We start from the raw sequence: 22521 nt of genomic DNA on the forward strand, positions 1-22521 counted from the left end.
TGAAATAAACTTTGTGGATCTCACTTAAAAATCGGAGTGACAGGATTTGAACCTGCGACCTCTACGTCCCGAACGTAGCGCTCTACCAAGCTGAGCCACACTCCGATGATATTGACCGGAACTTCTTTTACAGAAGTTCCAGCGCCCCTGCCAAGGAACTACGGATAGAGGACTCGAACCTCTACTAACAGAGTCAGAGTCTGCTGTGCTGCCATTACACCAATCCGCACTGTCTGTTTTTCTTATCTGTTTTGTTCAGCGAACAAATATTATTATAGCAGGCTTTTCCAAAAAATCAAGTACTTTTTTTCATTTTTTTCATTTTTTGCTTTTCCACTATGTTTCAAGGCAATTGTCACGAAAAAATGTCAGTTTCACATGCAATTGCAATAATACCCGGGGCTATTGTTAATTTGGGACGTAACACTTTTTAAAAGTGTTACGTCCCAAATTTTACATTTTCTTAATCCTGTCAATTGCGGCAACTGTGTTTTCATATGAGCCAAATGCTGTCAGGCGGAAATATCCCTCTCCGCTTGGACCGAATCCGGATCCCGGTGTTCCCACAACTCCTGCGTTCTCCAGCAAATGATCAAAGAACTGCCAGGATGTCATTCCTTTCGGTGTCTCCAGCCAGATGTATGGGGCGTTCACACCGCCTGATACGTTATATCCTGCCTCTTTCAATCCCTGATAGATCACTTTGGCATTGTTCATGTAATAAGCCACCTGCTCTTTCAGCTGTACTTTTCCTGCCTCAGAGTATACGGCCTCTCCTGCTTTCTGCACAATGTAGGGCGCTCCGTTATATTTTGTTCCGTGACGTCTTGCCCACAGGGAATGAAGTGTCACATCTTTTGATTTAATATCTTTTGGAATAACAGTCGCTCCCAGGCGCACTCCGGTAAATCCTGCATTCTTGGAGAAGCTTCGCAGCTCGATCGCACAGGTTCTTGCTCCTTCGCATTCATAAATAGTGTGCGGAACATTTTCTTCGGAAATATATGCCTCATATGCAGCGTCATAAATAATGACAGCACCCTCTTTATTGGCATAGTCAACCCATTTCTGCAGTTCATCTTTTGTGATAGTGGAACCTGTCGGATTATTCGGGAAGCACAGGTAAATAATATCCGGCCGTTCTTTTGGAAGTTCCGGCGCAAAATTTGTTTCCTTTGTACATGGCATATAAATGACATCACTCCATGTTTCTGTAGCCGGATCATAAGTACCGGTCCGTCCTGCCATAACATTGGTATCTACATACACCGGATAAACGGGGTCGCATACTGCAATCTTATTATCTTTAGCAAAAATTTCCTGAATATTTCCGGAATCACATTTTGCACCGTCAGAAATGAAAATTTCGTCAGCCTGAATATCGCATCCTCTTGCCTGATAATCATTTTTTGCCATAGCGCTTCTCAAAAATTCATATCCGAGATCCGGCGCATAGCCGTGAAATGTCTCTGCATGTGCCATCTCTTCTACGGCTCCGTGCAGGGCCTCTATAATGGCCGGTGCCAAAGGCTGTGTTACATCTCCGATTCCCAGGCGTATAATGGATTTATCCGGATTTGCCTCCTGATATGCTGCTACTTTTTTCCCGATCGTAGAGAAAAGATAACTTCCTGGTAATTTCAAATAATCTTCGTTTACTTTAAACATCCTAGCTGTCCTCTCCTTATCTTTTTGTTTTATAAGTGAAAAAGTAAATAACTTTATCTCTTTTTACATTGTACTTCTTTTTAAGAAATCATATATTCTCCGTCAAATACATGAGCCGCCGGTCCTGTCAGCAGAATTTTGTCTGTATCCTTCTGCCAGTTGACAAAAAGTTCTCCGCCGGATAATTTTACTGTCACTTCCCGTTCTGTCAAATGGTTCAGCACTCCGGCCACCACTGCTGCGCAGGCTCCTGTTCCGCAGGCAAGGGTTTCGCCGCTTCCCCGCTCCCAAACCCGCACTTTCAAAGTTGCAGGATCTATGACCTCCGCAAACTCCACATTAACTCTTCTTGGAAATCTTCCATGATACTCAAATGCCGGGCCAAGCCATTCCAGCTCCAGTCCCCTTACATGGTTTGCAAAAACTACCGCATGGGGATTTCCCATAGAAACTCCGGTCATCCTGTATTCCACACCATTCACTGTGATCGGCTCATCAATTGCCAGCGTATGCTCACATATCACCGGCACCTGATCTGCTTCCAGAACAGGGCTTCCCATGTCTACCTCTACCATGCTGATCCGTCCCTTTTCTTTCGGATTCGCAAAAAGGCGAAGATGGCGGATTCCTGCCTTTGTTTCAATATCCAACTCTTTTTTTGCAGTTATCCTCCGCTCATACACATACTTTCCAAGACAGCGGATACCGTTTCCGCACATCTCCCCAGGAGAACCATCTGCATTGTACATTTCCATGGCAAAATCCGCTTTCATGGAAGGACAGATCAGAATCAATCCGTCTGCTCCTACGCCGAAGTGCCGGTCACTGATCTTTTTGGCCAATCGTTCCGGTTCGTAAACCGTCTCCTCCAGACAGTTTACGCAAATATAATCATTGCCAATCCCATGCATCTTTGAAAATTTCATACTTCTTCCCTTTACGGCATTTTTTGTTCTACCAAATATTTACGATCCTGCCGTCGGTTTTAGAAGTAAAGCCTACACCTTTGCTGTCAGTGTCTTCGCCGTCACACCGGGCTGCATGCCCAGCTTCCCGGAAAGTGCGCTTGTCACCTCTCCCGGCGCGTCCATCACCACGCTGATGATCGACATCTGCCTCTGGCGGTAAGGGATCCCCATTCTGCCCACAATATACTGACGATATTCATGGAGCAGCTTATTTACAGCCTCCGAAGCTTCTTCGTCCTTAACAATAATGCTGACAACTGTCACTCTGCTCTCTTCCATTACATTGCCTCCACAATCTGAGAAACAAATGCTTCCAGTTCTTCTTCCTGCCCCTGTTTGAGAACAGATTTTAAGGAAAGCTTCTTGTCTAAAATCTGCATTTCTTTCATCTCTTCCAGCTCCTTGGTGATCAAACGTCCGGAAGTTGCCGCCCATGTGCCGTTTTCCACCAGCGCAACGGTACGCTTCTGCACTGACAGGGCCTTCATGTCCGCAAGGAGATTTTCCATCGGAGGATAGATTCCGCCATTATAGGTAGAGCATGCCAGTACAATATGACTGCAGCGGAAAATTTCAGAGATCAACTCTGATACATGCACATCCGAGACATCATACATTTTTACATCTTTTATGCCTGCTTCTGTCAGTCTGCACGCTACTGCATCGGCTGCTGCCTCTGTATTCCCGTAAATAGATCCGTAAATAATAACAACTGCTTTATCTTCCGGCTCATATCTGCTCCATTTATCATACTTGTCCACAAAGTGTTCCAGATTTTCTCTCCATACCGGTCCATGAAGCGGACAGATCACCTGAATGTCCAGAGCTGCTGCCTTTTTCAAAAGCCCCTGCACCTGCATCCCGTATTTTCCCACGATATTAGAGTAATAGCGTCTTGCGTCCGCCATCCACTCCCCGTCAAAATCCATTTCGTCGCTGAACAGCTTTCCATTCAATGCTCCGAATGTGCCGAATGCGTCTGCGGAGAACAGTACTTTGTCCTTTTCATCATAAGTAACCATGACTTCCGGCCAATGTACCATAGGCGCCATGGCAAAACGCAGGGTATGACTTCCTGTATTCAGCACATCCCCTTCTTTGACGGTCATCGTCTTTGCTTCTATATCCATATCATAAAACTGTCCGATCATCTGCAGAGCTTTTGCACTTCCCACTATCGTCAGCTTAGGATACCGATACAGCAATTCCTCAATGTTCGCACAGTGATCCGGTTCCATATGCTGTACGATCAGATAATCCAGGTTTCGTCCACCCAGCGCATACGCTATATTTTCCAAAAACTGCTGAGTTACACTCCCATCTACTGTATCCATCAGCACCGTCTTCTCATCCAGGATCAGATAAGAATTGTATGACACTCCTCGCGGTATGGGAAATAAATTTTCGAAACGGGACAGTCTTCTGTCATTGCATCCTACCCAAACGATATCATCTGTTACTTTTCTTGTAATCTGCATATCTACTTTTACCTCCTGATCATCTATGCCTATTGTCCTAATAATGAACTGTCAATTATAATCCCCGCAAAGCGGGGCAGACCGATGAAATCGGTCCGGATTGCACTTCGTGCAATCATTATACCATACTTATTTACTGTTGTATGCCGAATTTTCATGGAATTTCGCCTGCTTTCCCGGCATTTTGCCCGATTTTGGAATCGAAAAGCCTCTTATACGCAAAAAGGAAGGTATGCTTTCCCATTCATATCCTTCCTCTTTGGTCTATTTTTCAAATGTCAGTTCCATTTTTGTCCCTTTATTTAATTCACTTTCCACCTGTATATGTGCATTGTGAAGCAGCGCTCCATGCTTTACGATGGAAAGTCCCAGGCCTGTCCCCCCTGTTTCCTTGGAATGGCTCTTATCTACCCGGTAGAAGCGCTCAAAAATACGCTCTTTTTGATCCTCCGGAATACCGATTCCGGTATCCGTGACGATTACCTTCACTCCTTTAAGCGTGTTTCCGACCCACACATCAACCCGCCCTCCGGGACGATTATACTTGATCGCATTTTCACAGATGTTATAGATCATCTCGCTCAATACTTGCCTTATTCCCAGGATAGTTACCTGCTCTCCGCTCATTTCTACATGAACATTCCGCTTTTCCGCCTGGTGAGAAAGTCTGCTGCATATCTCTCTTGTCAGAGTGTACAGCTCCACTTCTTCTTTCTCTATGTCCACTCGTCCTTCATCCAGCTTGGAAAGGCGTATGATATCTTCTATTAATACGATCAGGCGGCTTGCCTCATTATAAATCCTCTCTGAAAATCCCTTCACATCTTCCGGTCTTACCAAGCCGTTCATCATAATTTCTGCATATCCGGAAATGGAAGTCAGCGGTGTTTTCAGCTCATGGGATACATTTGCCGAAAATTCTTTTCTCATATTAGCAATTGCTTCTTTTTCTTTGTTCTGCTTATCCATACTTTCTAACAACGGCGTCAATTCCTCATACACATCATTTTCCAGCGGGTTTTCCAGATTCAGTTTGTTGATCGGTTCAATCAGCCTTGCAACCTGCCATTTTGCCAGAAGCCAGGCAAAAATCATCATGATAATGGCAATTGCCGCCATAGCAGGCAATATAGTCAAAGCCGAATGGAACGCATTATTTATCGTTTTTGATACACGGAGCACAGTCCCATCTGAAAGCTTTTTCGCATAATAAAACATTTCGCTTCCTTTCGTATCGGACTGTCTGATATCCTGCCCTTCTCCGGTTTTGAATGCTTCCTTCACCTCCGGGCGGTCTGCATGATTCTCCAATTCCGGATCATCCTGGCCGGAATCATACAAAACCTCTCCGTTTCCGTCAATCCAGGTAACTCTTGTATTTTCCCGGACTGCATCCATCTGATCCAGATATTCATATCCGGAAATTTCGATGGCACGGATGATATAGTCTGCTTCCTGCTGTATCTCGCCTTCTACAACATCAACCGTCTGCCGATATACAAGCAAAGTCACAATCGTATAGGAGATAAGCAGTGTGGTTGTGATAACCAGCATCATACTCCTTTGTATTTTACGTCTCATAAAAACTCCTGTTCAAAACTTTTATTCACTGATGCGGTATCCGACTCCGCGCACCGTCTGGATCTGCTCTCCCGCATCTCCAAGCTTCTGACGCAGTGTACGCACATGTACGTCAACGGTACGGGTTTCACCGTCAAAATCATAGCCCCATATATCTTCCAGAAGCTGATCCCTTGTAAGTACGATATCAGGATTTTTCATCATACGTTTCAGAAGCTCAAATTCTTTTAAAGTCAGAGTAACAACCTTCCCGTCGGAAGAAACCTCGTGCTTTTTCACATCCATGATAATATGACCGAGGGCGATCTTATCCTCCGCATTTACCGCACTTTTTCTGCTGCGTCTAAGAACTGCCTTTACTCTGGATACAAGCTCCATCATACCGAAAGGTTTCGTCACATAATCATCTGCTCCCAGATCCAGTCCCTTTACTTTGTCATACTCTGTCCCTTTTGCCGTCATCATGATCACGGGGATATCCCGTGTCTTTACGGAAGCCTTCAATTGCTTCAAAAGAGAAATCCCATCCTCTCCCGGCAGCATGATATCAAGAAGAATAAGCTCTGGCGTATCCAGCGCCAGAGCCTCAAGAAATCGGCTTCCATCTTCAAAGCCGCGAGCTTTGAACCCTGTTGTCTCCAGAGTATATACTACAAGCTCACGGATATTATTGTCATCCTCTACGCAAAAAATCATCCGTTTTCTCCTCTATTTATGACTCAACAGTCTGCATTCCTTTGTGAATACCGGTAATGGAAAATTCAACCCACTCTGCAATGTTGGTCGCATGATCACCGATACGCTCCAGATATTTTGCGATCATGATCAGATCTACTCCCTGCTCTCCGCGGTTTCCTTCAGCGATCAGGTTAATGACTTTTGTGCGAATTTCATCAAACAGTGCATCAATCCTGTCATCTGCGTCCATTACCTTTCTTGCCAGCTCCAGATCACGGTCTACATATGCAGATACGCTGTCATTCACCATCTTAGCCACGCCTGCAGACATCTCCTCGATTTTCTTAACATCTCCCGCCTCGGACATTCCGGCAGAAATGATGATTTCTGCGATATCAGCTGTCTGGTCTCCAATACGTTCCATGTCTGTGATCATTTTAAGGGCTGCAGAAATCTGACGAAGATCTCTTGCCACCGGCTGCTGCTGCAGAAGAAGCTTCAGGCAGAGGCGCTCTATATCCTTTTCCATCTGATCGATGCTCTCATCGGCACTCATAATCTTTTTTGCCTGTTCTATGCTGCCTTCCACCAACGCTTTTGTTACCCTGTTGATGGCAAGCTCGCACAGCTCTCCCATGCGAGTAAGCTGTTCATTAAGAATCTCAAGCTGCATATCAAATTTATTACGCATATCCTATCCAAACCTCCCTGTGATATAGTCTTCTGTTCTCTTATCAGAAGGAATTGAGAACAATTTCTCTGTATCATTGTATTCAATGACTTCACCCAGCAGGAAGAATGCAGTATTATCCGATACACGTACTGCCTGCTGCATATTGTGAGTTACCATAACAATAGTATAATCCTTTTTCAGTTCCATCGCAAGATCTTCTATTTTAGATGTAGAAATCGGATCCAGAGCGGAAGTCGGCTCATCCATCAGAAGCACCTCCGGTTCCACTGCAAGGGCTCTTGCAATGCAAAGTCTCTGCTGCTGGCCTCCCGACATTCCCAATGCACTCTTTTTCAGTCTGTCTTTACATTCTTCCCAGATTGCGGCATTGCGCAGAGATTTTTCTACAATATCATCCAGTTTCGCCTTGGAATGTATCCCATGTGTTCTGGGGCCAAAAGCAATATTGTCATAGATGCTCATGGGGAAGGGATTCGGCTTCTGGAATACCATTCCCACACGCTTTCTCAAAAGGTTCACATCCATCCCTTTAAAAATATTCTGTCCGTCCAAAAGGATTTCTCCGTCAATACGGCATCCCTCTACCAGGTCGTTCATACGGTTGATGGATTTCAGCAACGTAGATTTACCACAGCCGGAAGGCCCGATAAATGCAGTGATCTTATTGGCTTCAATTTCCAGATTTATATTTTTGAGGGCTTTAAAATCCCCGTAATGCAGATCGACATTTTTAATACTTATCTTTCCCATTTCCATTCCCTTTCTATGCTTTTGTCAGTTTTCGCGCAATCACGCTCGATAACGCATTAATACCCACTACAAGAACCAGCAGTATAACCGCCGTAGCGTATGCCTGATCCATGTAAAGACCTTCGCTGGACAAATTATACATATGAACTGCAAGGGTACGCCCGGATCCGAACACACTGGAAGGAATCTGGGCAACGGTTCCTGCTGTATAGATCAATGCTGCTGTCTCGCCCACGATACGTCCGATTGCCAGGATAACTCCTGCCAGGATTCCGGGAATCGCTGACGGAAGCACAATACGGAAGACGGTACGCAGTTTTCCTGCCCCAAGCCCGAAGCTTCCTTCACGATAAGAGTCCGGCACCGCTTTAAGTGCTTCTTCCGTGGTACGCATGATCAGAGGAAGAATCATGATGGACAATGTAAATGCTCCTGCCAAAAGGGAAAATCCCCACCCGAGCGTATTAACAAAGAACAACATACCGAACAGACCATATACGATAGAAGGAATACCGGAAAGTGTCTCTGTAGTAAGACGAATAATTTCTACAAATTTGTTTCCTCTTCCTGCATACTCAACAAGAAAGATTGCCGAGAAAATTCCGAAAGGAACCGCAATCAGCAGGGAGAGCAGTGTCATAATAACGGTATTGATCAAAGCCGGCACAACCGAAGCATTTTCCGATGTATAATGAAGTGAAAACAGAGACGGTGTAATGTGCGGCAGACCATTGAGCAAAATATATGCGATTAAGAAAAGTAAAACAGCAAAGGTAATGAAAGCTCCCAACAGCACCAGCAGCAACACAACAAAAGAGCCCGGATGTTTCATATATGTTTTTAATTTATCGCCTATGGTTGTCTTATTACTCATGATCGGCCCCCCTCTTCAGTAATGCAACGCTGAAGTTGATGATAAGGATAAACACAAACAGTACCACTCCTGTGGCAATTAGTGCCTCTCTGTGAAGATCTGTTGCATATCCCATCTCCAGTACGATATTTCCGGTCAGAGTACGAATACCCTGAAGGATACTTTCTGCAAATCTCGGCTGATTTCCAACAATCATAATAACCGCCATAGTCTCACCGATGGCGCGTCCGATCCCCAATACGATGCCTGCAACCACACCTGACTTTGCCGCCGGAATGATCACACGGAAGATACTTCTTTCCTTTGTTGCGCCAAGAGCAAGAGATCCTTCATAATAGTGCTCCGGCACTGCCCGCATAGCGCTTTCTGTGGTTCCGATAATCGTCGGAAGGATCATCATGCCAAGAATCAGAGATGTTGTCAGGATACTGTTTCCATCTCCCGAGCGGTCTACCAGGCCCGCTCTTTTAAGTACCTGTCCGAAGTCACGGATCAGCGGTACAACAACTACCAGGCCGAAAAAGCCATACACAACAGAAGGGATACCTGCCAGCAGCTCTGTCGCCGCTTTAAGCGGTCTGTAAATCTGTTTCGGGCAGTACATTGCCATAAATACAGAAGTCAGAATCCCAATCGGGACACCAAAGATAATAGCTCCGGCTGTTACATAGAGACTGCCGACAATCATGGGCAGAATCCCGAACAGATTATTATTGGGACGCCAGATATCGCCTGTTATAAATTTTACAAATCCTATTTCTTGAATTGCAGGGACGCCATTTGCGAACAAGAAGATACAAATGAGAGCTACCGCCAGCACCGAAGCGCAGGCGGCAACTAAGAACACTCCCTGCATGAATTTTTCAGTCCATGCTTTCGATTTCATTTTCTCTTTTTCCTCTTATCCTACTGTAAGATTATTCTGCAATTTCATCCCAGGAGTAAACTTCACCTGTGTAAATAGATTTTACCTGATCAGATGTCATATCTTCTGTAGGATTGTTGTTGTTTACGATTACAGCAATTCCGTCAGTTGCCATCACTGTAGCATCAAGCTGGGAAGCTTCATCTTCTTTCAGCTCTCTGGATGCCATACCGATGTCATAGCTTCCTTCAATTGTGTTTGTCATACCTGTTGTAGAATCAGATGTCTGAAGCTCAATATTTGCATTCGGATTTACTTCTTTGTATGCCTCGATCAGTTTTTCCATTACAGGTGATACAGAAGAAGATCCGCCTACTACTGCATCTCCGGATGGCTGTGTTCCTTCAAAAGCTGCCACATCTGCAACCGGAATATATCCTTCTTCCTCTACTACTGCCTGTCCTTCTGTGCTCATGATATAGTTCATGAAGTCAGTTGCCACTTCGTTGTTCAGATCTTTTGCTACTGCAATGTTAAATGGTCTGGATACTTTGTAGTCACCGCTTACAACATTGTCTGCTGTCGCTTCTGCTCCGTCAATCTTCAGAGCCTTTACACTGTCATCAAGAGATCCAAGAGAAATATATCCGATAGCATATTCATTCTCTGCAACAGTTGTCATCATAACAGAAGTATTGTTTGTAATCTGTGCATCTGCAGTTGTCATATCAACTTCTTCGCCGTCTACTTCTTCCACAATACCAAACAGCTCTGTGAAAGCTCCTCTTGTACCGGATCCGTCTTCACGGGATACGATCGTAATATCGTTTGCTGCATCCCATTCAGAAGTGCTTTCTGTGCTTCCGCTGTCAGAGCTTGTATCTTCGCTTGAATCAGAACTTCCGCATCCTGCAAGCATTCCTGTCATCATTCCTGCTACTGCTAATACTGCCATAAACTTTTTCATTTTCATAGTTTTTAATCTCCTTTTGTTTCCTGCAATATTTTGTATGTATTTCCTTGACAGTAGCTATCATATAAGACCAATGTTAAATCTGAAACCAGCCGAATGTTAAATCTACGTAAAATTATTTATCCTGTAGAAATTATACCCTCTGGTGAAAAAAATATACACTGCGGGCAATGAGTTCCGCTTTCGGAACTCTCAACTCTCATGCCGAGTGCAGCCGCTTTAGCGGCAAATTTCCTGTTAAGTAAAAAAGACTTTAGCTGCCGCTAAAGCCTTTTTTCAAAGTTTCCGTCTACTGCACATCCTTCTGTAAAGATCATAAATGCGTCCGGATCAATACTATGTACGATTCTCTTGATCTGTCCCACTTCATATTTGGATATCATTACAAATAAAATATAGGAAGTCTTATTCGTGTATGCTCCCTCACCGTCCCAATTCGTCACGCCTCTCCCGAGCTGTTCCATAACTGCTTTCGAGATGCCTGTCTTTTTAGTAAAGATCATAACACTCATATTGATATTTTGAATATGGACCCTGTCAATTGCTATGGACAATATCGTTGTATAGATCAGTGAATAAATAACGATTTCAATATTAAACATAAAAAGACAGATCATATATACAAATATATTCATAAGAATATTAATACGCCCCACACTGAAGCCCGGATACTTTTTTGTACAGCAAAGTCCGATAATGTCCTGTCCTCCGCCTGAACTTCTTCCTCTAAGGACAAGTCCGGTTCCTGTTCCGGCAACGATGCCTCCAATGATACACGATGTCAGATAATCGTCAATTACCGGAGTCGCCGGAATGGGAATAATCATCAGGAAAATACTCTGAATAGCAACTGTAATAAGTGTCTTTACCGCAAACTGTCTTCCCAACACCCGGTATCCCAGATAAAACAACGGAATATTCATAATAAAGTAAATAAGACCGGAAAGATCCAAACCGCCCGGCACCGGCACATGCAGCACCTGTACAACAAAAGTACGGAGCAGCTGAGCGATTCCCATGAATCCTCCATTGTACAAACCAAGGGGCGTGATCAGCACATTAACTCCCAAGGCGAATATAAAACTGCCGGCCACAGCATCTATTCCCTGCACCAGCACCTCTTTTTTCTTCTCACTTATTTCATTCAGCATTTTCCCTCTTCTCCTCTTCCTTCCTGCATCTACTCAAATAAAAGGGACCTAAGCCTACTGCCTAAGTCCCTGACTGTTCTTCCAGACAAGCCTGAATTGCTTCGTTTAACGAAAGCATCTTTTCATCCAGCGTTGACACCATCTCTGCACATTCCCTCAGATCCCGGCTGATATATTCCGGAGCATTTCCCTCAAATTTATAATATATCTTATGCTCCAGACTCGCCCAGAAATCCATAGCAATGGTACGGATCTGAATTTCCACCTTGGTATCTACCACACTGTCGGATAGAAAAATCGGAACAGATACCAGCATATGATAGCTTTTATATCCGCTCTCCTTCGGATTTTTAATGTAATCCTTAATAGAAAGGACTTTCAGATCGCTTTGATTTCCTATCATTTCTGCCAGTTTATAAATATCTGATGTAAAAGAGCATATCAGACGCACGCCTGCAATGTCATTCACATACTTTACCATATTTTCAATGGAAGTCTCATGTCCGTTACGCTTTAATTTCTTTACAATGCTTTCCGGCGTTTTAATTCTTGTCTTGATATGTTCGATCGGATTATACTGATGGACATGCTGAAACTCATCATTTAAGATTTCCAGCTTTGTTCCTACCTCCTTCAAGGCAGACGTATATAAAAACATGATGGTTTTCCAGCTGTCCACATCCTCATAATACTTAAATGTTGCTCCCATGTTGTTTCCGTACTCCTTCACCCGCCATGTCAGCGCAAAATCTTTGTTTTCCTGCATGGCTCATTGCCTACCTGAATATTATATCATAATTTCAGAGCATTGTCATAGAGTTCATACTTATTTAAGAAAGAGTTCACTGCAGAAGCCACATTTCCAATATTATTAAAATTCTATTCCTTCCCTTGCCGTTCGCCCTTCATCGTATGGATGTTTGATCTTTGTCATCTCCGTTACATAATTGGCTATCTGAAGAAGCTCATCTGATACGTGATGTCCGGTCATAACTACCTCCAGGCCGCGCGGTTTATGCTGAAGGAAATGGATCAGTTTCTTTTCACTTAACAGTCCAAGATCAGCCGCGCACACTGCTTCGTCCAGTATCAAAACATCAAAATTGATACAGAATTTGGCAATCTCATCCAGCGCCTTTGTATTATAATGCCGATATTCGGCCTTTTCATTGCTGTTCATCTGATTATAAAATTTGACATGTCTTTTTCCCGGCAGGCATGTAACATTGGGAAGCTGTTCCAACACTTTTCTCTCATTAGAATTGTTGTCTTTCATAAACTGGAATACCAGAACCTTCAGACCGCTGCCCGCTGCCCGGACTGCCTGCCCCATAGCCGCGGTAGTCTTTCCTTTTCCATCTCCATAATAGATATGTATCATTCCAGTTCCTGTCATATGTATACCCCCTGACATTTTGTCATACTGTAGTTTCCGGCCACGCCGGCTCCTCTCATCTATTAACATATTGTAGGGGTTCTTATGCTAGAAGTCAAGCTGCATATCTCCGAATTTGATCCACTGCCGCCTGCGCATAAATTCTGAAATAGCCAGAGTCACCACGGCCGGAAGAAGAATCTGGATCAAAAGGATCTTGATCAGTACTATACTGGCCGGTTCTGTCTGGATCATAGTCTGCCAGGTCATGATCTGTCCTACCAGACCTGCTGTTCCCATTCCTGACCCTGTCGCATTGCTTGTCATATGGAGCACAACTGTTCCAACAGGCCCAAGGATTGCGCTGGAAAGGATTGCCGGAAGCCATATGACCGGTTTTCTTACAATATTGGGCACCTGAAGCATGGATGTGCCGATTCCCTGGGCCAAAAGTCCGCCAACTTTATTTTCTCTGTAGCTCGCCACAGCAAATCCCACCATATTGCAGCAACATCCAACCGTTGCGGCTCCGGCTGCCAGCCCGGATAAATTGAGGATAATCCCAAGGGCCGCTGAACTGATAGGGAGGGTAAGGATCATTCCCATCAGAACAGATACAATAATTCCCATTAAAAATGGCTGCTGCTCTGTTCCCCAGTTAATAATAGCGCCAAGGCCTGTCATAAACTGAGAGATCGGAGGGCCGAGAAGCAGACCTACTGCTGATCCTGTTCCGATCGTCACGATAGGTGTTACCAAAATCTCTACTTTTGTCTTTCCGGATACCAGATGTCCGAATACGATGCCGACATAGGCAGCAATAAAGGCTCCAAGAGGTTCCCCCGGGCCTGAATATACCATCGTTCCGTCCACAAGCACTGTCCCTGCAAGAAGATTGCTTGCAAATGCTCCTGCCATTCCTGCCACACCGGCAGATACAGTCACGAGCTGGCCTTCCTTAAATTTTGCCGCCACACCGACGCCGATCCCCGCTCCTGTCAGGGACGCTGCCACCTTTCCGATGGCAAAGATCATATCTCCCACGCTTCCGCCGATAAGAGTTCCGATCTGCTGCACGATCGTTCCTATGATAAGCGTAGCAAAAAGCCCCTGTGCCATTCCGCTTAAACCGTCAATGAAAATGCGGTCCAATACTTTTTTTAATTTTTCCATAATACCTTCTCCCTTATCCTTCTGAATACACTTATGTTTTTACATGTGTCTTGTCACTTGGAAAGTGTATCACAAGGCGAAGGGGAAGTCAACGAATTTCTATCTGGCACATTTCCATAGTCTGAATAGCCGCTTCATGTGTCTTGACTGTAACCCCTGCACAGCAGTTCTTTGAAACAGCCACAGGAAGTTCCGGAGAAACTGCCTTGATAAGAAGAGCATTGGACACCACACAGATATCCGTGCAAAGCCCGATCAGCTCTGCCTCTTCATATCCGCCGGTCTTTACTGCCTCTGCCAGATCCACACTTCCAAAAGAAGGTTTCTCTGCCACATGTTCAGCATATCCCTTTAGCTCATCAATAATCTCCCATCCTTTTGTCCCGCGGATACAATGCTCTACCGGCAATTTTGCCCCTTCCTGAGTTTTAAGATAATCTTCCCCGTGCGTGTCCTTTGTAAACCAAATATCCCATCCTTCCTTTTCTGCTCTTTCAATTCTTGCTTTTACATTGGGAACAATCTTTTCTGCCTCTTTCGTCCCTAACGCACCTGTCACGAAATCATTTTGCATATCTACTACGATCAGAAGTTTTTTCATAGGTATATTTCCTCCTATCTTTTCTTTTGTCAAGCGTACAACATTCCCTTAAAATTTTCAATGACCGACATGCAATATTCCTGATTTAGACTTTCTTCAGAATGTTTAGATCTTCCTTATGATATCTTCATTTTTTCTTTAGATGAGTGTCACAGATTAGACATATTTATCTTATATACTAAAACCATCAAATAAATGAAGTTGACGGAAGTACATAGAAAAAAGTCTTGGATTTCTGCCAGCTTCGCCTAAAGACATTTAACTTTTTTTAGATAGATTTACCTTTTTTCTCTTATTTCCTTTTTTCAGGAGCAGCCTAACCAAGCTGCTCCTTTTCCTGTTTACAACCTCCTGCCGCAATGCTATACTGCCAATAAAGACCAAATAACAGAAAGGATGAACGGTATGTTCCGATTGTGGGCAAAAGAATTTAAAGATAATCGAATGATCCGCGACACAGTCATATGCGAGGAAAGCATGGATACAAGAACTCACAAAATATTCCGCGCCCTCGATTCCGTCTGCTACGAATTTGATCTTAGCAAGCCGATCTGGCTGGATTCTACTATTCAGGAATTTAAACGGCACAGCAAAGCGCGTTTCTATCAGGACAATTTTGTGGATTCTATTGATTTTGATTATCTGGAAATCCAGGTTATAGAAGAAGGAGACTGAATATTCAGCCTCCTTCTTTTTAGTCATTTCGTATCGCCGCCAGAGGGCTTAGCCTCATAGCTCTAAGCGCCGGAAAATAGCCGGCCGCCATTCCTACAAATACAGCAAATACAACTGCTGCCATGATAAGCCACAATGGAATATAGGAAATTTCCCCTTCTATTCCCATAGCCTTACTGGACGATACAATAACATTAATAACAGTCGAAATGATATAACTTAGAATACTCCCTATGGCTCCCCCCAGCAGCCCGATAAATGCCGCTTCCATCAAAAACATTTCTTTTATATTTCTCAGACTGCATCCCAGCACTTTAATAACTCCGATCTCCTTCGTCCTCTCATAGATAGACATCATCATAGTATTGGCAATTCCGATCGCTGCCACAAGAAGGGAAACTGCTCCGATCCCGCCAAGAACAGCCTGTATGATTTTAAGCTGCCCTTTGGCGCTTTCCAGATATTCCACATTAGTGTCTGCCTGAAATCCCATCTGCCGGATCATAGCCGCTGTCTCGTCAACCGCATGAATGTCGTCCACTTTTACCTGCGCCTGTGTATAACTGAACTCTTTATATGGCTTTCCGGATTTTGTAACCGGCTGTCCGGGAATCGCCCTGCCGGAAAATTCTTTCTTCAGCATCGGTTTTAATGTATCCAGATCACAATAAACATTATAGTAGTGACTATTATAGAAATCCACATCACCAGCCACTACTCCGCTTGCATGCACTGCATGTTTTTTAGCCGCTTTTGTCGGATTTTGCCCTGTCCCTTCTCCGTCAGTCTGATCACCTGTGCCTGCGGACATCGCTGAAGGATCCTGTCCTGCCTGATATCCTGCTTCATCCAAAACGAGGAACATAGAATCATGTGCCAGATCGATATCCGGAAGTTCTCCCGTTTCGTAATAACTATTATTACCTTTTTTATCTGCAAAAGATGTAATAATCCCATTTCCATAAAGCAGCTCCAACTGTCCTGTCCCTGTCTGCGGCAGCCTTCCTCCCGGAGCCAGGTCAATATTCTGCGATGCCAGTCCTTCCGGCGTCATTGCTATCAGCTCCGTCCAACTCTGATATCCTCCTTTCAGAAGCATAACCGACATCCTGTACACAGGCTGCGCTGACACTACATGCTCAATCTGTGAAAACTGTTCTACAACAGAATCTGTAATCCATTTTTCTTTTTCCTCTTCGCCGGCTCCACCGCTGCTGTAGGACGTCATACCGTTTCCCGTGCTTCCGCTGCTGACCGTGATCGTGTTAAGGCCTCCCGACTGCTCAATCTCCTGATAAATCATCTGCTGCATCCCAAGACCCAGAGAAATCATGACAACAATGGAGGTTGTCCCAATGATCACACCCAGGACAGTCAGAAATGTCCGAAGTTTTCTGCGCTTTAAGTTTCCACTACTCATTCTCAGAAGATCGATCCAGTTCATCCAGCAATCCCTCCTCTTCCAGAGCGTCCATTTTCTTCTTCTTTCCCTTTCTTACAACAATAACAGCTGCCGCCGCTGCCAATATGACTGCCGCCACTGCTACAGGAATCACTGGAAATCCCTTTTCTTCCTCCGTATTGGAAAAGTCAGTCATAGCTGCGGTATCTTCCATCTCTGTGATTTCCAACTGAAAGGTTTTCTCTGCTGTAGCTACCTGTCCTGCCTCGTCTTCATAACTTAAAGTCATCTTCATGTCTTTCATGCCTGATGTAGGTTCTGTCCCCTCCAGCATTGCATCGATATCCGTACTTGCACCAGGTTCCACATTTCCTAAAAATATCTCTTCTTTTTTGATTCCTTCACCTTCAAACACTGCTTTTACATTATAAAGCTTTACTCTTCCCAGATTATAGAGACTGCTGGTAATGTTGGCTTCCTCCCCTGCCGCAATCGTAGCTGGAGTGATCTCAAAATCGCTCATTTCAAACCTTGCATCCTGTTTTACAGGAATGGACAAGCTGGAGGCAGCCTCTACCTGTGCTGCATTTCCGTCTTCATATTTCATAGACAGATTAATACTGTATGGCTTTTGTACTAAATCTGCTTTCGCATTCAGCTGAATGGAAATATCTGCTGTTCCCCCTGCTTTGATCCCATCCAGATAAATGGAGCTGGAGCCTGATGAAGGAAGAAATGCCGGTGATGTCGTCTGCTCATCGGATCCTTCTGACGGTGCCTCCAGATCAAAAAGCATATTGGAAACTCTCGTTGCCTTAGATGTGTTTTTCAAATGTATTGTAAGCGTAAAATTGCTTCCTGCTTTTACTTCAGCCGGATTTGTGTCGAATCCTGTCACGATCACTCGCGGAACAGATCCGGAAGTATTTCCTTCTCCGCCTCCTCCTGTCACAGCTCCATTGTCAAAACCTCCTGCAGCTGCCAGAAGCTGTGAACTGTTTCCATCTAAAAATCCGTCTGTACTTCCAGAGTTTCCGGCACTTCCAGAGTTTCCGGATCCTGCCCCCATCTGATCTGATCCCTGTGGGGAAGCGGGCTTTTTATCTCCTCCCGTCTGTGGTTTCTGCTGCTCTTTTGCTGCAATATTGACATAGAAGGAACTTGTATTTAACACCTCTTCTCCTTCTTCTCCAAAGGCAGATATATCGAAGCTTAAAGTGTATCGTCCCGCATCTGCGTTCTTCCTTGCTGTAAAATCAAACGACACTTCCCCGCTTTTTCCTGCCTCCAGCGTTTCTATTGTCTGACTGTAGCTTTGGTATTCCGTCTGAAACGGCCACTTATCTCCACTGTTTCTAAGTTTGGGGACAACTGTGATTTTTGTCAGGTCACTTTCGCCCGTATTAGCGATACATACTTTGAACTCCTTTTTATCGCCTTGTTTGTATGTAAGAACCTTATTATCCGGAACACTGACTTCTAATTGACTGGCTGCTGCTTTAAGCGGCGTCGGACTTACCATCCCCCAGATCACCGTCATCATCAGAACCGCAGCTGCTATTTTTTTTATCTGCTTCATATTTCCCTCTCCTTTTCTCTCTGTTTTTCTTCTACTTTTACAATCTTTCCGTCTATAATATGAAAAATCCGGTCTGCATAAGACGCAAGCTGCAGATCATGAGTCACCATGACAAGTGTGCGCTTCTGCTCTCTCACAACCGTCTGCATAAGATGCATGACCTCTTTGGATGTGTGGGAATCCAGATTTCCCGTAGGCTCATCAGCAAAGATAATATCCGGTTCCATAACAAGCGCTCTTGCTACGCCTACCCTTTGCTGCTGTCCTCCCGACATCTGATTCGGAAGATGCTTCTTATGTTTTCCCAATTTGACAAGATCCAGCATCTGATCTGCCTTTTTCATTCTTACACTTCTTTTTACCCCGCGGAAACTTAAGGGAAGCGCAACATTTTCTACGGCATCCAGCGTTCCGATCAAATGAAAAGACTGAAAAATAAAGCCTACATGCTCCCTTCTGAATTTGACAAGCTGCTCCTCATTCATCTTCTCTATATGCCGTCCACTGATTACAACTTCTCCCTTTGTGGGTTTTTCCAGACCGGCCAGCATATTAAGAAGAGTAGATTTACCTGATCCGGACGTCCCTACAATTGCACAGAATTCTCCCTTATAGATCTGAAAGCTGACCCCGTTCAGAGCCCGCACCGCTTCATCACCTACACGGTACAATTTGTAGAGATCGTTCACCTCAATGACTTTTTGCATGCTCTGTATATCCTCTCTTGGCTTATTTCATACTGCCTTTTCCGTACAGGACAGTATCCCTGCATTCAGATAATCAATGTCAGAATACTGCTCCTGCATGGAAATGCATTTCTGTAACGTATGCAGGAAGAGCGTATCATACAATTCCTAATATAACCTTAGGTTTTTCTTTAATATTGTCTTAAGATTCTTTATTTTTTCATTTTCGGTTCAAAGATCAGAGAAGCAAGATATCCGAAGATCAGAGCTGATGAAATTCCGGCTGCACTCGCCTGAAATCCTCCCAGGAAAATACCGATAAATCCGTTCTCCTCAATTGCTTTTTGCACTCCGCTCCACAGAGTATTTCCAAAACCGAGCAGTGGAACGGTAGCCCCCGCCCCGGCAAATTCCACAAAGGGCGGATAAATATGAAAAAAGCCAAGCACTGCCCCGCTGCACACCAGCAGCACCATAATGCGGCCCGGCATCAGCTTTGTCCGGTCCAGCAGAATCTGGACCAGGGCGCAGATAATGCCGCCGACCCAAAACGCATTGAAATATTCCATATCACACTCACACCTCCTTACGCTGTTTCCAGCACAATCCCATGGGCGATTCCGGGTACGCTGGATCCCTCATTATAGCTTACCGTCGACATCAGCGCCCCTGTAGGGACAAAGAGCACTTTCTTCCATTCACCGCCCGCTATCTTCGGTAGAATATAAGAGGACAACGTCACTGCCGCGCACCCGCATCCGCTTCCTCCGGAATGGGTATCCTGTGTTTTCTGGTCGAAGATTGTCATTCCGCAGTCTATATGATTCTTTTCTATATCCACCCCTTTTTCCCGCATCAGATCTACTAAAATACTTTTTCCTACATACCCCAGATCCCCTGTAACAACCCGGTCATATTCCTCTATGCTTCTTCCGAAATCTTCCAGATTCTGCATAATGGTATCTGCTGCCGCCGGCGCCATACATGCACCCATATTCTGGGAATCTTTCAGTCCGTAATCTATAATTTTCCCCACGGTCACGCCGGTGATCTTTACCGGACTTTTCTTCCTCCCCACCAGGAAGGCAGCGCTTCCTGTTACAGTCCAGTGGGCCGAAAGCGGCCGTTGATTCGCGTAGCTTAAAGGGAAGCGAAATTCTTTTTCCGCAGTCCCGAAATGGCTGGATGTCACAGCCAGCATATATTCCCCGTAACCGGCCGCCACTGCCATAGAGGCAAGCGCCAGCGCTTCCCCTGAAGTAGAGCATGCGCCGAACAGACCAAACATGGGAATCTGAAGCTTTTCCACGCCCATGGATGTGGCAATTCCCTGGCGCAGCAGGTCTCCTCCGTACAGATAGCGGACCTGCTCTGCTGACACATGTGCCTTTCCCAGTGTCAGGATACAGGCTTCACTTTGCATCGTACCTTCTGCCTCTTCCCACGTCTTTGCTCCAAACAGATTATCTCCTACCATGTCAAACAAATTTCCCAGCGGTCCCTCTCCCTCTTTTTTGCCTACAACAGACCCGCTGCTGATCAGATACGGTGTCTCTGTGAAAGAAAGGCTCTGAGCTCCTTTTGTTTTCTGGATCATCCCAAGACACCTGCCTTTCCTGCCAGCCAGTAAATAAATCCCAGAAGCCAGCTTGTGAAGATTCCATATAAAATGACCGGCCCGGCAATGGTAAAAATCTTACAGCCGATTCCCATAACCTGTCCTTCTTTTTTATACTCAATAGCCGGTGCCGCCACAGAATTGGCAAATCCGGTGATCGGAACCAGGGCCCCGGCTCCTCCCCATTTTGCAATTTTGGGATAAAGATTCAGTCCTGTTAAAACAGCACTGATCAATACCAGAATAACCGAATTCCAGCTTCCGCTCATATTTTTATCCAATCCGCATTTTTCACAATAATTCAGTATAAATTCACCAATCATACAAATGATCCCGCCTGTAATAAATGCTTTCAGCATATTAAGCGGAAGATTATGGACCGGTGTCTTTTTCTTCACATATTCTTCATAAGCTTTCTTTTCTTTTTCTGTTAAATTGCCCACGTTTGATCCACCCTTCCTCTTTAAAATTTCATTGGCACGGCCTTTTAAAATCCTCCCCAGCGATTCCAGAAAAACAGCAGTCCTCCGACACATTTTCCCACAGCCATCCCCAGAATTGCCCACGGTATACATCTTGAAATCTTAATCCTTCTGATGAATACAGGAAATACATTCAGAACCTCTGCCAGCGCCATTGCCCAGCATCCGGCAAACATGCCTGCCAGGATCCCGAAAAGCGGCAGGATCCATGTTCCTCCCGGAATAGATATCTGAAAAACAAAAAATATATTTCCCAATATGCCTCCTAATGCAGCCGCATCCTCATAAAGCAGGATGTGCTCTCCCGTATGAGTTCTGTCGGCAAAATCTGATAAAATCCCCAGTTCGATAATAAAGGAAAACAGGCCGCCTGCCACTGTGATTCCGGCGCTAAGTCCTATGAGGCCCAGAATGACCTGCTGTATGATCTGTTGTCCCCACATCAATTTCCTTCTCCTTTCTGGAATAGGCCTCAATCAGAGTACTCTGTATTTCATTTTCATAAGTTCTCATTTCCACCTCAATGGGAGTCGGATCTGCCGAAAACCGCTTTTTTCCGAAATGATTGAAGAATACAAGGATCCCCATAATCAGACCGATACAGTAAGTAAACTCCAGAACTGTAAATCCGTCGGATACTTTTCCGGTCAGAAGTGTATAAATCTGCCGAAAGAGTTTTGCTGTATCCACATCATTGTTAAAGGCCATAATAGAAAACGCCGCCCCGGCAAATGTTAAAAACACTACTCCGGCTGTCTTGGCGATGTGGACCGCTTTGCTTCCTGATCTTTTATCTGCCAGAGTAATGATGACATCCGGCTCTGCAAGATTCTGTACCTCTGCCTCCGGAAATTCTTTGTGGATCAGCTCGATCACCTTCAAAACAGAGAGAACTGTCCGGCTGACCTTTTTATCCGCAGAATGAAAACGAAAAAGCTTCAGAGTTTTTACTTTAGCAAGGATAACCGGATTGCTGCATTCTACCTGAAAAATATCCCCTAACGTCACATCCGGTTTGGTAACTTCTACATTCCTGTCTGATTTTATATAAATTGTCGCTTTCACCTGAGACACTTTCTGGCACCTCCTGTTCTATCCTCACCAGTGTACCGTCTGTAACCTGTTCGCTGCCTCTGACATCCCGAAAATAATAGATTACTCCTACAGCAACAGCTAATGTCACCACAAAGATAAGGCATACCCTTATTTTTTTCCTGGCTTTCTCCATACGTTTCTCTCCTTTTCGTATA

At 44.7% G+C, this 22521-nt stretch carries 25 protein-coding genes and 2 tRNA genes; 1 reads left to right on the forward strand and 26 read right to left on the reverse strand.

Features of this window, described 5'->3' with window-relative positions; all coding sequences use genetic code 11:
* Nucleotides 1-31: 31 nt before the first annotated feature.
* The 18 genes from EUBC25_RS03555 to EUBC25_RS03640 form a co-directional block, all read right to left on the reverse strand.
* A tRNA-Pro gene (locus EUBC25_RS03555) sits at nt 32-105 on the reverse strand.
* Between the two features lie 53 nt (nt 106-158).
* Nucleotides 159-229: transfer RNA gene (locus tag EUBC25_RS03560), tRNA-Gln, on the reverse strand.
* A 224-nt stretch (nt 230-453) separates the two neighbouring features.
* On the reverse strand, nt 454-1668 hold the full coding sequence (locus EUBC25_RS03565; protein WP_230106847.1) for an LL-diaminopimelate aminotransferase: 1215 nt from the start codon (nt 1666-1668) through the stop codon (nt 454-456).
* 80 nt (nt 1669-1748) lie between these two features.
* Nucleotides 1749-2594, reverse strand: coding sequence for a diaminopimelate epimerase (gene dapF, locus EUBC25_RS03570; protein ID WP_230106848.1), 846 nt, complete (start codon nt 2592-2594; stop codon nt 1749-1751).
* A 72-nt stretch (nt 2595-2666) separates the two neighbouring features.
* Nucleotides 2667-2915 carry a TM1266 family iron-only hydrogenase system putative regulator gene (locus EUBC25_RS03575; protein ID WP_230106849.1) on the reverse strand — a complete coding sequence of 83 codons (249 nt, stop codon included), beginning with the start codon at nt 2913-2915 and terminating at the stop codon, nt 2667-2669.
* The gene (locus tag EUBC25_RS03580) at nt 2915-4114 is read right to left on the reverse strand and encodes an FprA family A-type flavoprotein (protein ID WP_230106850.1); all 1200 of its coding nucleotides are present in this window, start codon (nt 4112-4114) and stop codon (nt 2915-2917) included. Before EUBC25_RS03580 ends, EUBC25_RS03575 begins: the two co-directional genes overlap by 1 nt.
* 264 nt (nt 4115-4378) lie before the next feature.
* On the reverse strand, nt 4379-5695 hold the full coding sequence (locus EUBC25_RS03585) for a sensor histidine kinase (RefSeq protein ID WP_230106851.1): 1317 nt from the start codon (nt 5693-5695) through the stop codon (nt 4379-4381).
* 21 nt (nt 5696-5716) lie between these two features.
* Nucleotides 5717-6391, reverse strand: a complete 675-nt coding sequence (locus EUBC25_RS03590; protein WP_230106852.1) for a winged helix-turn-helix domain-containing protein — start codon at nt 6389-6391, stop codon at nt 5717-5719.
* A 16-nt stretch (nt 6392-6407) separates the two neighbouring features.
* Nucleotides 6408-7064, reverse strand: a complete 657-nt coding sequence (phoU, locus tag EUBC25_RS03595) for a phosphate signaling complex protein PhoU (protein ID WP_230106853.1) — start codon at nt 7062-7064, stop codon at nt 6408-6410.
* A 3-nt stretch (nt 7065-7067) separates the two neighbouring features.
* Entirely contained in the window at nt 7068-7817 is a 750-nt protein-coding gene (gene pstB, locus EUBC25_RS03600) for a phosphate ABC transporter ATP-binding protein PstB (RefSeq protein ID WP_230106854.1), read from the reverse strand.
* A gap of 13 nt (nt 7818-7830) precedes the next feature.
* Nucleotides 7831-8691, reverse strand: a complete 861-nt coding sequence (pstA, locus tag EUBC25_RS03605; protein WP_230106855.1) for a phosphate ABC transporter permease PstA — start codon at nt 8689-8691, stop codon at nt 7831-7833.
* Nucleotides 8684-9577 carry a phosphate ABC transporter permease subunit PstC gene (gene pstC / locus EUBC25_RS03610; protein ID WP_230106856.1) on the reverse strand — a complete coding sequence of 298 codons (894 nt, stop codon included), beginning with the start codon at nt 9575-9577 and terminating at the stop codon, nt 8684-8686. The genes pstA and pstC overlap by 8 nt, the downstream gene beginning before the upstream one ends.
* Nucleotides 9578-9608: 31 nt before the next feature.
* Nucleotides 9609-10529 carry a substrate-binding domain-containing protein gene (locus EUBC25_RS03615; RefSeq protein WP_230106857.1) on the reverse strand — a complete coding sequence of 307 codons (921 nt, stop codon included), beginning with the start codon at nt 10527-10529 and terminating at the stop codon, nt 9609-9611.
* A gap of 263 nt (nt 10530-10792) precedes the next feature.
* The gene (locus EUBC25_RS03620; protein ID WP_230106858.1) at nt 10793-11680 is read right to left on the reverse strand and encodes a YitT family protein; all 888 of its coding nucleotides are present in this window, start codon (nt 11678-11680) and stop codon (nt 10793-10795) included.
* Between the two features lie 61 nt (nt 11681-11741).
* The gene (locus EUBC25_RS03625; protein WP_230107541.1) at nt 11742-12389 is read right to left on the reverse strand and encodes a GTP pyrophosphokinase; all 648 of its coding nucleotides are present in this window, start codon (nt 12387-12389) and stop codon (nt 11742-11744) included.
* 162 nt (nt 12390-12551) lie between these two features.
* The gene (locus EUBC25_RS03630; RefSeq protein WP_230106859.1) at nt 12552-13076 is read right to left on the reverse strand and encodes a cob(I)yrinic acid a,c-diamide adenosyltransferase; all 525 of its coding nucleotides are present in this window, start codon (nt 13074-13076) and stop codon (nt 12552-12554) included.
* Nucleotides 13077-13163: 87 nt separating this feature from the next.
* On the reverse strand, nt 13164-14228 hold the full coding sequence (locus tag EUBC25_RS03635) for a PTS sugar transporter subunit IIC (RefSeq protein ID WP_230106860.1): 1065 nt from the start codon (nt 14226-14228) through the stop codon (nt 13164-13166).
* A gap of 88 nt (nt 14229-14316) precedes the next feature.
* Entirely contained in the window at nt 14317-14829 is a 513-nt protein-coding gene (locus EUBC25_RS03640) for a cysteine hydrolase family protein (protein ID WP_230106861.1), read from the reverse strand.
* Nucleotides 14830-15234: 405 nt separating this feature from the next.
* On the opposite strand from EUBC25_RS03640, the gene EUBC25_RS03645 reads away from it, so the two are divergent.
* A complete protein-coding gene (locus EUBC25_RS03645; RefSeq protein WP_230106862.1) occupies nt 15235-15504 on the forward strand; it encodes a hypothetical protein in 270 nt (89 codons plus the stop codon).
* 19 nt (nt 15505-15523) lie between these two features.
* Here EUBC25_RS03645 and EUBC25_RS03650 read toward each other — a convergent pair whose 3' ends face one another.
* The 8 genes from EUBC25_RS03650 to EUBC25_RS03685 all read right to left on the reverse strand — a co-directional run bounded on the left by EUBC25_RS03650 (nt 15524) and on the right by EUBC25_RS03685 (nt 22345).
* Nucleotides 15524-16948 carry an ABC transporter permease gene (locus EUBC25_RS03650; RefSeq protein WP_230106863.1) on the reverse strand — a complete coding sequence of 475 codons (1425 nt, stop codon included), beginning with the start codon at nt 16946-16948 and terminating at the stop codon, nt 15524-15526.
* Nucleotides 16917-18485 carry a COG1361 S-layer family protein gene (locus tag EUBC25_RS03655; protein ID WP_230106864.1) on the reverse strand — a complete coding sequence of 523 codons (1569 nt, stop codon included), beginning with the start codon at nt 18483-18485 and terminating at the stop codon, nt 16917-16919. The genes EUBC25_RS03650 and EUBC25_RS03655 overlap by 32 nt, the downstream gene beginning before the upstream one ends.
* A complete protein-coding gene (locus EUBC25_RS03660) occupies nt 18482-19192 on the reverse strand; it encodes an ABC transporter ATP-binding protein (RefSeq protein ID WP_230106865.1) in 711 nt (236 codons plus the stop codon). Before EUBC25_RS03660 ends, EUBC25_RS03655 begins: the two co-directional genes overlap by 4 nt.
* A gap of 191 nt (nt 19193-19383) precedes the next feature.
* Complete coding sequence (spoVAE, locus tag EUBC25_RS03665) at nt 19384-19740, reverse strand: stage V sporulation protein AE (protein WP_230106866.1); 357 nt, start codon at nt 19738-19740, stop codon at nt 19384-19386.
* Nucleotides 19741-19757: 17 nt separating this feature from the next.
* Complete coding sequence (locus tag EUBC25_RS03670; RefSeq protein ID WP_331471513.1) at nt 19758-20768, reverse strand: stage V sporulation protein AD; 1011 nt, start codon at nt 20766-20768, stop codon at nt 19758-19760.
* Entirely contained in the window at nt 20765-21232 is a 468-nt protein-coding gene (locus EUBC25_RS03675) for a SpoVA/SpoVAEb family sporulation membrane protein (RefSeq protein WP_230106867.1), read from the reverse strand. The genes EUBC25_RS03670 and EUBC25_RS03675 overlap by 4 nt, the downstream gene beginning before the upstream one ends.
* Before the next feature lie 44 nt (nt 21233-21276).
* Nucleotides 21277-21714 carry a stage V sporulation protein AB gene (locus tag EUBC25_RS03680; protein ID WP_230106868.1) on the reverse strand — a complete coding sequence of 146 codons (438 nt, stop codon included), beginning with the start codon at nt 21712-21714 and terminating at the stop codon, nt 21277-21279.
* Complete coding sequence (locus EUBC25_RS03685; RefSeq protein WP_230106869.1) at nt 21662-22345, reverse strand: stage V sporulation protein AA; 684 nt, start codon at nt 22343-22345, stop codon at nt 21662-21664. Before EUBC25_RS03685 ends, EUBC25_RS03680 begins: the two co-directional genes overlap by 53 nt.
* Between the last annotated feature and the right edge of the window lie 176 nt (nt 22346-22521).

Source organism: Claveliimonas bilis, from assembly GCF_020892095.1.
Classification (GTDB): Bacteria; Bacillota; Clostridia; order Lachnospirales; family Lachnospiraceae; genus Claveliimonas; species Claveliimonas bilis.

Bases quoted from the DNA above. Each gene is read 5' to 3' on its own strand.
- EUBC25_RS03565 (WP_230106847.1), bottom strand. From the start codon at position 1,668: ATGTTTAAAGTAAACGAAGATTATTTGAAATTACCAGGAAGTTATCTT.
- dapF (WP_230106848.1), bottom strand. From the start codon at position 2,594: ATGAAATTTTCAAAGATGCATGGGATTGGCAATGATTATATTTGCGTA.
- EUBC25_RS03575 (WP_230106849.1), bottom strand. From the start codon at position 2,915: ATGGAAGAGAGCAGAGTGACAGTTGTCAGCATTATTGTTAAGGACGAA.
- EUBC25_RS03580 (WP_230106850.1), bottom strand. From the start codon at position 4,114: ATGCAGATTACAAGAAAAGTAACAGATGATATCGTTTGGGTAGGATGC.
- EUBC25_RS03585 (WP_230106851.1), bottom strand. From the start codon at position 5,695: ATGAGACGTAAAATACAAAGGAGTATGATGCTGGTTATCACAACCACA.
- EUBC25_RS03590 (WP_230106852.1), bottom strand. From the start codon at position 6,391: ATGATTTTTTGCGTAGAGGATGACAATAATATCCGTGAGCTTGTAGTA.
- phoU (WP_230106853.1), bottom strand. From the start codon at position 7,064: ATGCGTAATAAATTTGATATGCAGCTTGAGATTCTTAATGAACAGCTT.
- pstB (WP_230106854.1), bottom strand. From the start codon at position 7,817: ATGGGAAAGATAAGTATTAAAAATGTCGATCTGCATTACGGGGATTTT.
- pstA (WP_230106855.1), bottom strand. From the start codon at position 8,691: ATGAGTAATAAGACAACCATAGGCGATAAATTAAAAACATATATGAAA.
- pstC (WP_230106856.1), bottom strand. From the start codon at position 9,577: ATGAAATCGAAAGCATGGACTGAAAAATTCATGCAGGGAGTGTTCTTA.
- EUBC25_RS03615 (WP_230106857.1), bottom strand. From the start codon at position 10,529: ATGAAAATGAAAAAGTTTATGGCAGTATTAGCAGTAGCAGGAATGATG.
- EUBC25_RS03620 (WP_230106858.1), bottom strand. From the start codon at position 11,680: ATGCTGAATGAAATAAGTGAGAAGAAAAAAGAGGTGCTGGTGCAGGGA.
- EUBC25_RS03625 (WP_230107541.1), bottom strand. From the start codon at position 12,389: ATGGGAGCAACATTTAAGTATTATGAGGATGTGGACAGCTGGAAAACC.
- EUBC25_RS03630 (WP_230106859.1), bottom strand. From the start codon at position 13,076: ATGACAGGAACTGGAATGATACATATCTATTATGGAGATGGAAAAGGA.
- EUBC25_RS03635 (WP_230106860.1), bottom strand. From the start codon at position 14,228: ATGGAAAAATTAAAAAAAGTATTGGACCGCATTTTCATTGACGGTTTA.
- EUBC25_RS03640 (WP_230106861.1), bottom strand. From the start codon at position 14,829: ATGAAAAAACTTCTGATCGTAGTAGATATGCAAAATGATTTCGTGACA.
- EUBC25_RS03645 (WP_230106862.1), top strand. From the start codon at position 15,235: ATGTTCCGATTGTGGGCAAAAGAATTTAAAGATAATCGAATGATCCGC.
- EUBC25_RS03650 (WP_230106863.1), bottom strand. From the start codon at position 16,948: ATGAACTGGATCGATCTTCTGAGAATGAGTAGTGGAAACTTAAAGCGC.
- EUBC25_RS03655 (WP_230106864.1), bottom strand. From the start codon at position 18,485: ATGAAGCAGATAAAAAAAATAGCAGCTGCGGTTCTGATGATGACGGTG.
- EUBC25_RS03660 (WP_230106865.1), bottom strand. From the start codon at position 19,192: ATGCAAAAAGTCATTGAGGTGAACGATCTCTACAAATTGTACCGTGTA.
- spoVAE (WP_230106866.1), bottom strand. From the start codon at position 19,740: ATGGAATATTTCAATGCGTTTTGGGTCGGCGGCATTATCTGCGCCCTG.
- EUBC25_RS03670 (WP_331471513.1), bottom strand. From the start codon at position 20,768: ATGATCCAGAAAACAAAAGGAGCTCAGAGCCTTTCTTTCACAGAGACA.
- EUBC25_RS03680 (WP_230106868.1), bottom strand. From the start codon at position 21,714: ATGTGGGGACAACAGATCATACAGCAGGTCATTCTGGGCCTCATAGGA.